This is a genomic window from uncultured Meiothermus sp. (genome assembly GCF_937863175.1).
Taxonomy (GTDB): Bacteria; Deinococcota; Deinococci; order Deinococcales; family Thermaceae; genus Meiothermus.
In genome coordinates, this window is the sequence record NZ_CALMCQ010000038.1 from 1 (window position 1) to 8,657 (window position 8,657).

Here is an 8,657-nt window from a genome sequence, read left to right on the forward strand (position 1 = left end):
CGGTAGTCCAGCGACTGCTCAATCTGCCGGGTGATGAGCGAGACACCCCGGTCGCGCAGCAGGGGTCGTGCCGAGACCAGGTTGGTGGCCCCCACTTCCAGCACCGTGTCGAGCAGTCCCTTAGCCACTGCCGAGGCGATGGGATCGGGGTTTTTCTCGAACTCGCCATAGAAAGAGACCTCCACCGTCTGGGGGCGCCCCTGGGTAATCTGGGCCAGCAGTTTGCCCAGGGCCTCGCCCAACGGCAACCAGGCCGAGAAGATCTGTAAGCCTTCGGGATCAAAGCCGGTGTTCAGCGCATGGGCCAGGTTGCCCTGTAGGGTCTCGATAACCCGACCCAGTACCGCCTCCCCCACCCGTTCCTGGGCCTCGAGGGTATTGGCCCCCAGGTGGGCGGTGTGGACGACCCTGGGGTGATGTACCAGGGGATGCTCGGCACTGGGGGGTTCATCCATAAACACGTCGAGGCCTGCACCCCACAGATGCCCTTCATTCAACACCTCTACCAGGGCTTTTTCGTCGTAGATACCACCCCGCGCAGCATTCACCACCACTGCCCCTCTGGGCAACAAGTAGAGTTCACGCCGGCCTATCATGCCCCTGGTCTCGTCGGTGAGGGGAGCATGCACGGTCAGGAAGTGGCACTGCCGCAGCATATCAGCCAGGTCGTCGAGCAGCTCGACCCCCAGGGTCTGGGCGCGGCTGCGCGGGATGTAGGGGTCGTAGGCCAGTACCCGCATATCAAAGCCCCTGGCAAACTTGGCCACCTGGCCCCCGATGCGCCCAAGGCCCACAATCCCGATGGTCTTGTGGTTGAGCTCCAAGCCCAGATACTTGCGATCCCACTGGCCCTGGCGAATTTTCTGATCAGACTCCACCACCCCCCGGGCCGTGGCCAGCAGCAAAGCCCAGGCCAGCTCGGCAGCCGAACGGGTGTTGGCCTCGGGTACGTTCACCACCAGAATGCCCCGGCGGGAGGCTGCATCCAGGTCTACGTTGTCTACCCCAACCCCGCCCCGTCCGACCACTCTAAGGTTGGTGCCTGTTTCCAGAAGTCTGGCATCTACCTGGGTGCGGCTGCGGGTGATGAGGGCATCGTACTGTCCAATTACCTGCAGGATTTCTTCACGCGCCATGCCCGGTCGGTAGTCGAGGCGCACCTCGGGATTCTTGACCTCGCCCAACCGCATTTCGTCGGTCACAATCACTTTCCACATAGCTCACACTGACCTTCGGTTCCTGAGTTCAGTCTGGTTTGACCCTACCAAACATGCCCAAAACCTTATCACTTTGTTCCACCAGGCACAACCTGGGAGAACGGTTTCCGCGACAACAAATGTTGCGGGTCAGAAGCCACGCGTCAGCCCGCTTTCCTTTCCCCGACACCCCCGCTTCCTGCTCAATTTTGCCCCAGGCAACATTTTCTCAGGCAAAAGCCTGTGCTAGACTTACCTCACGAAGAAGTGCTGGCTCTTTGCAGCCCTTCCAGCCTGGTGGGTATGGGTTGGTTCTGAGCCGATGGCAGAAATGGATCACCCAGCCGAACAATCCGCCGTACAGGAGAAACCATGAAAGTAGCTATCGTGACCGACTCAACCTCCGACCTGCAAGCCCGTGCAGCCCAGATGGGTGTGGAAGTCGTACCCCTCTATGTCAACTTTCAGGGGAAAGTCCACAAGGACTGGGTTGAAATTACCCCTGCTGCTATATTCGAGGGCGTCAAAGCCGGAGCTGGCATGCCCAGCACCAGCCAGCCTTCTCCCGCCGACTTCAAAACCGTCTACGAACAGGCCCTGAAAAAGGCCGACCATGTGCTCTCGGTTCATATCTCTTCCAAGCTCTCTGGTACCGTGGGCTCAGCCAACCTGGCAGCACAGGAGTTTCCTGGCAAGGTCACGGTCTTCGACTCGCTGGCGGCCAGCATGGGCATCGGGATGATGGTTGAGCGGATCCGGGAACTGATGGATCAGGGTGCCGACCTCCCGCAAGTGCTGGTGGAACTCGAGCGCATCCGCTCCGATCACATCGTGCGGTTTACCCTGGCTACCCTGGACTACCTCAAGAAGAATGGACGTATCGGAGGGGCCCAGGCCCTGCTGGGGGGGCTGCTGGGCATCAAGCCCATCTTAACGGTCAAAGAGGGCCGGGTCGAGCCTGCGGGTCGAGCCAGAGGAGAGAAAAAGGCGCTGGCCGAGATGGTCGAATCGCTCAAAACCTGGGCGGCGGGCCGGCAGAAAATCCGCATCTACTACCTCTACAACGCCGAAGAAAGTGATGTGGCTGCCTTCAAGGCCGCCGTGCAGGCCACAGGACTACCGCTGGAAGAGCGCGTCACCAGCAGCATCGGTGGGGTGATTTCCACCCACACCGGGCCGGGGCTGTACGGGTATTACGCCTACAGCCTGTAAACAACCCAGCCGCACCCAGGGGATTCCCGAGCTATCGCGGCCAAATCGCCCAGCTACATGGCTCCAGGGGGTTTTGGGCGCAGGGCTCCGGTCGCAGCTCGGTTTAAGTCAAGCCATAGCCTTCTGCCTTCGGCTTTTTGCCGAACTAAGGCACCCCTCTCCCCTTTGCCCTTTCCCTCTGTTATCGTTTTGGGGTGCGTGCCGTTGTTCAGCGGGTTTCTGAAGCCAGGGTAGTGGTAGAGGGTCAGACCGCCGGGCAGATTGGGCAGGGGTTGGTGGTGTTGCTGGGCGTGGGCAAGGGCGACACCCTGGACGATGCCGCCTATCTGGCCCAAAAGATTGCGGGACTGCGGGTCTTTGCCGATGCCGAAGGCAAGATGAACCTGGCATTATCGGACGTGGGGGGCGAGGTGCTGGCGGTGTCGCAGTTCACCCTGTACGGCGATACCCGCAAGGGCAACCGGCCCAGCTTCATCGAGGCGGCTGCACCCGATGAGGGCAAGCGGCTGTACGAGCGTTTCTGCGACCTGCTGACCCAGCAGGGCATTCATGTCGAATCCGGCATCTTCCGGGCTCACATGGAAGTGTATCTGGTTAACCATGGGCCGGTTACGATCTGGCTGGACTCGGCAGAAAAGAAGGCCTCGAGGCGTTTATAATCGCCGTCCGGGGCCCTTTAAGTCCAAACCGTTGACAGGGTTTCGATCTCAGGAGTATAGTTAGTTTGTTCGTTGAACTTACTAATCAGACCGACCGGATATCGCCCTGCTTCGTATAAGTTGCCGTATGGTGCACCCTAGACCGCGTTTGAGGGATTCGCCGGTGTCTTAGGGCGGCCTGCAGCCAGGCAAGAACTGCACAAAAACGTTACCGACCCGTGAATAGAGGTGCTGTGGCTCGCTCGATCCCCCTGGATCAACAAACCATCAAACGGCAGAACCGCCGGTTGATTCTAGAGGCTCTGCAACGGAACGGGCCGTTGAGCCGTGCCGAACTGGCCAGGGCAGTGGGCCTCACCAAGAGCACGGTCTCCTCGCTAATTCAGGAGCTGCTGGATGAGCAGGTGCTCTACGAGGGGGCACTACAGACCGCAGGGTTGGGGCGGCCTGGGATGTCGCTGGAATTCCACTCCGAAAGAGCGATGGCGTTGGGAGTAGAACTGGCGGTGGAGAATACCACGCTGATTCTGCTGGATCTGAACAACCAAACCCAGGGGCAGTGGGAATGGGTGGAAAGCCCCAGCACTTCCCTGTCAGAACGCTTGCACAGGCTGGCTGCTCAGGTTCGGGTTCTTGTGCAGGGGTTTGAATTACTCCTGGGGGTCGGGCTTGCTGTTCCGGGGGTCATCAAGCAAGACCGAACCCTGGTTTATGCCCCCAACTCGGGGCCTGGCTGGCGCGATGAACACCCAGCAGAAGCCCTCGAGGCCCTCCTGGGGCTGCCCGTGACCCTGGACAACGACGCCAATGCCTCAGCCTTTGGGGAAACCTTCTGGGGCGAGAACCATAGCCCTCTGCTATATATCATGCTCACCACCGGGCTTGGCACCGGGCTGGTAGTGGATGGACAGGTCTACCGGGGACGTACCGGTGCGGCGGGAGAGTTGGGCCACTGGCTGATAGGGCAACAGCGCCATCACCACCCTGCTTCGATAGTCGAAAGCGAGCTTTCGTTGCGATCGGCGGTAAACCACTACCAGACCCACAGTGGGCGTAGCGAAAGCTTCCGGAGGATCCTCGAGCGGGCCGATGGAGGCGACCGATTTGCCCTTGAGACCCTCGAGTACCTGGCCCGTCAGTTGGGTCGTTTCATCGCCAATGTGGCCGTAACCTTTGATCCTGCGGTGGTGGTGCTGGGTGGGCCGGGCGCCGAGGCCTGGCAGTGGCTCGAGGCTCCCCTGCGCGACACCCTGCAAAAACTGGCCTTCATCCCCGAACACGCCGACCTGCCGGTAAGGCCCAGCGCGTTCGGTCATATCGCCCCGGCTACGGGCGCTGCAGCTCTGGTATTGCAGCGCTTTTTAGCAAATGGTGGAACCAGGGAGTGGAGCCCGCCAATCTCCACCCTGGGGACTCGGCAAACCGTTGGCATCGCACCATTGCGAAGGAGGATGTGATATGCGCAAGTTTTTCTTAGCCCTGGTGGCAGCAGCCCTGGGCTCGCTGGCACTGGCCCAGTCGGGGAGGTTGGAGATCTTCTCCTGGTGGGCTGGAGACGAAGGCCCTGCCCTGGAAGCCCTGATCAATCTGTATAAACAGCGCCACCCCAACGTAACGGTCGAAAACGCCACCGTGACCGGCGGTGCTGGCGTCAACGCCCGGGCGGTTCTCAAGACCCGGATGCTGGGCGGCGACCCCCCCGACAGCTTCCAGATCCACGCCGGACAAGCCCTGATCAGCACCTGGGTGGTGGCCGATCGTATGGAAGACCTGACCCCCCTGTTCACCCAGGAGGGCTGGATGAACCGCTTCCCCAGGGGTCTGCTGGATATGATCTCCTATAGGGGCAGGATCTACAGCGTGCCGGTGAATATCCACCGCTCCAATGTGATGTGGTTTGTTCCCTCGAGGCTCCGCGAGTGGGGCGTCCAGCCCCCCCGAACCTGGGCCGAGTTTCTGACGGTCTGCCGTACCCTCCAGGGTAGGGGCCTCGAGGCTCCGCTGGCCCTGGGCGAAAACTGGACCCAGCAACACCTGTGGGAGTCGGTTGCGCTGGGCGTGCTGGGCGCCGCAGACTACGCCAACCTCTGGAACGGCAGGCTGCGCTTCAACGACCCCAAGGTTATTGAGGTCTGGAACACTTTCGGACGTGTGCTGGACTGCGCCAACCGGGATGCCGCTGGCCTAAGCTGGCAACACGCGGTTGACCGGGTACTCGAGGGCCGCGCTGCCTTCAATATCATGGGAGACTGGGCCGCCGGCTACATGACCACCACCAAGCGGCTGCGTCCCGGTGAAGGCTTTGGCTGGGCACCCTCCCCCGGAACCGCCGGTGTGTTCATGATGCTCTCCGACTCCTTCGGGCTGCCGAAAGGCGTGAAAAACCGCGCCAACGCCGTTAACTGGCTGCGTCTGTTGGGCTCGAGGGAAGGGCAAGACACCTTCAACCCCCTCAAGGGTTCAATTCCGGCCCGTACCGACGGAGACCCCGCTCGCTACAACGCTTACCTGCAGTCGGCCATGCGCGACTGGAGAACCAACCGCATCGTCGGCTCGCTGGTACACGGCGCCGTAGCCCCCGAAGCCTTCCAGAGCCAGTTTGGCACCGTGCTGGAAATTTTCCTCTCGGCCCGCAACGCCCAGGCCGCTGGCAACGCGGCTCAGGCGATCGCTACACAGGTTCGATTGGGCCAGTAAACGCTTTTGGGGGGCAGGCTTAAAAACCTGCCCCCACTCAAAAATTTTGACGAACGGGATTTTCCAGCCAACTATGGAGGCCACATACCAGGCTGAAGCTTTCTGGGGAACGTTTCCAGACCGATCCCAATTTCTGTGCGAGAGGTCACAATGAGATGGCTAAAAAATAGAGATACCCTTTACGGATTCCTGGTAATTCTGCCGTCGCTGGTGCTGCTGGGCATCTTCGTTTATGTCTTTATCTTTCAGACTTTCTATACATCCTTAACCGACTGGGGCAGGGATCCCGCCCAGGCGCTCGCGCTGGATCCACAGCTCCGGTTTATCGGTCTAGACAACTACCGCGAACTTTTTACCGGGTTTGTTGATGTGCGGTTTCGACAGACACTGGTGAACGCCTTTTTCTTCACTATCTTCTTCATCCTGGGTAGCCTCCTGGTCGGGCTGGGGCTGGCCATGGTGCTGGACCGAAGCCCTCGAGGGGAGGGTTTCTTCCGCACCATCTTCCTGTTCCCCATGTCGCTTTCGTTCATCGTGACCGGAACCATCTGGCGCTGGATGCTCCAGCCGGAGGGCGGGGTCAACCGGCTCCCTACCCTGGTTGGACTGCCGGAAGGCGAGTTCGCCTGGCTTACCAGCCGCGAGCAGATCTGGCAGGTCAGTTGGAACGATCTGCCCTTCATCACCGCGCTGGTAGTGGGAGCGATCCTGATTTTTATCGCAATCGCTGCCTTCCGGGGAAGCGAAAACCGCCGAGCCTGGATTGCCACCGGCTCGGCAGCCCTGCTGCTTTTGTGGGCCTTTACCCTGGGGCGCAACCTGCAACCGCTCCCCTACGACGAGATGCACGGCTTCAACCTGGCCTTTATCGGAATCATCCTGGCGGCCATCTGGCAGATGTCGGGTTATACCATGGCCCTCTATCTGGCCGGATTGCGCGGCATCCCCGAGGAGTTGCGCGAGGCCGCCAGGGTGGACGGCGCCTCAGACTGGCAGCTCTACCGGCGGGTCATCCTGCCGCTGCTGGCCCCCATTACCCTCTCGGCCATGATTATCCTGGGCCACATCAGCCTGAAAATTTTCGACCTGATTTTTGCGATGGCCGGAGCCGACAACGCCCCCACCGATGTGCCCGCACTGCTGATGTTCATCACTACCTTCCGGGCCAACCAGTTTGCCGAAGGAGCCGCCATCGGCACGATTCTTCTGCTGCTGGTCGCTATCGTAATTGTGCCCTACCTGTACAGCCAGCTCAAAAGCGAGGTACGCCGATGACCCCGGCAATTCACAAAACCCAGCCTGAGGTGCGGAGATGATGGGGCGCATTTTTCAGTACACGGTTCTCTTCACAGCCACACTATTTTTCTTGCTGCCCGTATATCTGGTGGTCGTGACCGCGCTCAAAGAACCCGCTGCTATCACCCTGGATACCACCTGGCAACTGCCCCAGGTCTGGTACTGGGCGAGTTTTGTCGAAGCCTGGACAGCATTTTTGCCCAAGATGCAGAACAGCTTCTTCCTCACCATCATTGCTACGCTGCTTTCGGCCATTCTGGGCTCGCTGAATGGCTATGTTCTGGCCAAGTGGAAGTTCCCTGGGGCCAATATCGTCTTTCCACTAATGCTGTTTGGCATGTTTATTCCCTACCAGGCCGTGCTGATTCCACTCTTTCAGTTTGTGCGTGAAATTGGGCTGGGTGGCTCGCTGTGGGGGCTGATACTGGTGCATGTGGTGTATGGTCTGCCCATCACCACCCTGATTTTCCGCAACTACTACGCCGAAATTCCCGACGAGATGATCGAGGCTGGACGCATTGACGGGGCCGGGTTTTTCGGCATCTACAGCCGCATCGTCTTTCCGCTCTCGGTGCCGGGGTTTGTGGTGGTGATCATCTGGCAGTTCACCCAGATCTGGAACGAGTTTTTGTTCGCCGTGACCCTGGTCAGCAGCCCAGATCAGCAGCCCGTCACGGTAGCGCTGGCCCAGCTCGCTGGTGGAGAAGCAGTGCAGTGGAACCTGCCGATGGCCGGTGCGCTGCTGGCCGCTTTGCCCACCCTGCTGGTGTATATCCTGTTGGGGCGCTACTTTATCCGGGGGCTTTTGGCGGGTTCCGTAAAGGGCTAAGTTGCACCCCAGTGAGCTTGCTCCGAGAGCTCGCTCCGAATACCCGGTATGGCGGCCTGTGCAGCACCGGGCACATGACGACACACCAGCGCTCGGCCTTGTCCCACTGGCCTATTCCGAAAACATGGCCCCAGTCCAACACACTGTCTTTGGGTCTGGCCGGTATCCGGGCCAGGTTTGCAGGAGGTCGCAACAAGATGGCCCGCCTGCAACGCGGTTCCCAAGACCAAAGCAGCGAATGTTGTCCGAGGAAGTTTTTAACCCTCCCAGTTTTTCGATACCCAGGGCGTGGATCGGCATGGAAAAGCCTGGCCTTAGAAGGATGCTTTTCATGGGTCACCTCTTAAGTATGGACGCGTCCGCGATGGGCTTGAGCAGAAAGCCGTATTCCAGATAGACCCTGATGCGGCCATCGCGCATCACCTCGGTGTGACGGGAGATCACAACACTCCCCTTGTGCTCCGAAACCACCAAGCGAATATACTCTGGCTATTCGTTATGGTCAGCTACGCCCTCAATCGTCTTCTAGCGGCCATCCCCACCCTGTTGGGCGTGGCGGTCATCACTTTTTTACTCATGCGGGCTGTGCCAGGTGATGTGGTAACCAGCCTGGTGGGCCTCGAGGCCAGTGTTTCGCCCGAGCGTATGGCCGAGCTGCGCCGCCTCTTCGGGCTCGACCTGCCCCTGCACGTCCAGTTTGGACAGTGGCTGGGAGCAGTTGTCCAGGGTGATTTTGGCAGCAGCCTGCGTACCGGGCGTGAGGTAGCC

Annotated in this window: 8 protein-coding genes; 7 read left to right on the plus strand and 1 reads right to left on the minus strand. The window is 60.1% G+C overall.

Annotation, left to right across the window (positions count from 1 at the left end; genetic code table 11):
* The coding region (gene serA, locus Q0288_RS01510; RefSeq protein ID WP_299426084.1) for a phosphoglycerate dehydrogenase at nt 1-1,217 on the minus strand (1,217 nt) is incomplete at its 3' end.
* A gap of 351 nt (nt 1,218-1,568) precedes the next feature.
* Here serA and Q0288_RS01515 point away from each other — a divergent pair.
* The 7 genes from Q0288_RS01515 to Q0288_RS01545 all read left to right on the plus strand — a co-directional run.
* Nucleotides 1,569-2,408, plus strand: coding sequence for a DegV family protein (locus tag Q0288_RS01515; RefSeq protein WP_299426087.1), 840 nt, complete (start codon nt 1,569-1,571; stop codon nt 2,406-2,408).
* Nucleotides 2,409-2,602: 194 nt separating this feature from the next.
* Nucleotides 2,603-3,067, plus strand: coding sequence for a D-aminoacyl-tRNA deacylase (dtd, locus tag Q0288_RS01520; protein ID WP_299426090.1), 465 nt, complete (start codon nt 2,603-2,605; stop codon nt 3,065-3,067).
* Between the two features lie 233 nt (nt 3,068-3,300).
* On the plus strand, nt 3,301-4,524 hold the full coding sequence (locus Q0288_RS01525) for an ROK family transcriptional regulator (RefSeq protein WP_299426093.1): 1,224 nt from the start codon (nt 3,301-3,303) through the stop codon (nt 4,522-4,524).
* Between the two features lies 1 nt (nt 4,525).
* Nucleotides 4,526-5,764: an ABC transporter substrate-binding protein gene (locus Q0288_RS01530; RefSeq protein ID WP_299426096.1), complete on the plus strand. Its 1,239-nt coding sequence runs from the start codon at nt 4,526-4,528 to the stop codon at nt 5,762-5,764.
* Nucleotides 5,765-5,914: 150 nt separating this feature from the next.
* The gene (locus tag Q0288_RS01535; protein WP_299426099.1) at nt 5,915-7,039 is read left to right on the plus strand and encodes a carbohydrate ABC transporter permease; all 1,125 of its coding nucleotides are present in this window, start codon (nt 5,915-5,917) and stop codon (nt 7,037-7,039) included.
* A gap of 40 nt (nt 7,040-7,079) precedes the next feature.
* Entirely contained in the window at nt 7,080-7,889 is an 810-nt protein-coding gene (locus Q0288_RS01540) for a carbohydrate ABC transporter permease (RefSeq protein ID WP_299426105.1), read from the plus strand.
* A gap of 498 nt (nt 7,890-8,387) precedes the next feature.
* A partial coding sequence (locus Q0288_RS01545) for an ABC transporter permease (RefSeq protein ID WP_299426102.1) occupies nt 8,388-8,657 on the plus strand: 270 nt, incomplete at its 3' end.

What these genes read in the sequence shown, in the direction of transcription:
- Q0288_RS01515 (WP_299426087.1), top strand. Translation starts at nt 1,569, where the DNA reads ATGAAAGTAGCTATCGTGACCGACTCAACCTCCGACCTGCAAGCCCGT.
- Q0288_RS01530 (WP_299426096.1), top strand. Translation starts at nt 4,526, where the DNA reads ATGCGCAAGTTTTTCTTAGCCCTGGTGGCAGCAGCCCTGGGCTCGCTG.
- Q0288_RS01535 (WP_299426099.1), top strand. Translation starts at nt 5,915, where the DNA reads ATGAGATGGCTAAAAAATAGAGATACCCTTTACGGATTCCTGGTAATT.
- Q0288_RS01540 (WP_299426105.1), top strand. Translation starts at nt 7,080, where the DNA reads ATGGGGCGCATTTTTCAGTACACGGTTCTCTTCACAGCCACACTATTT.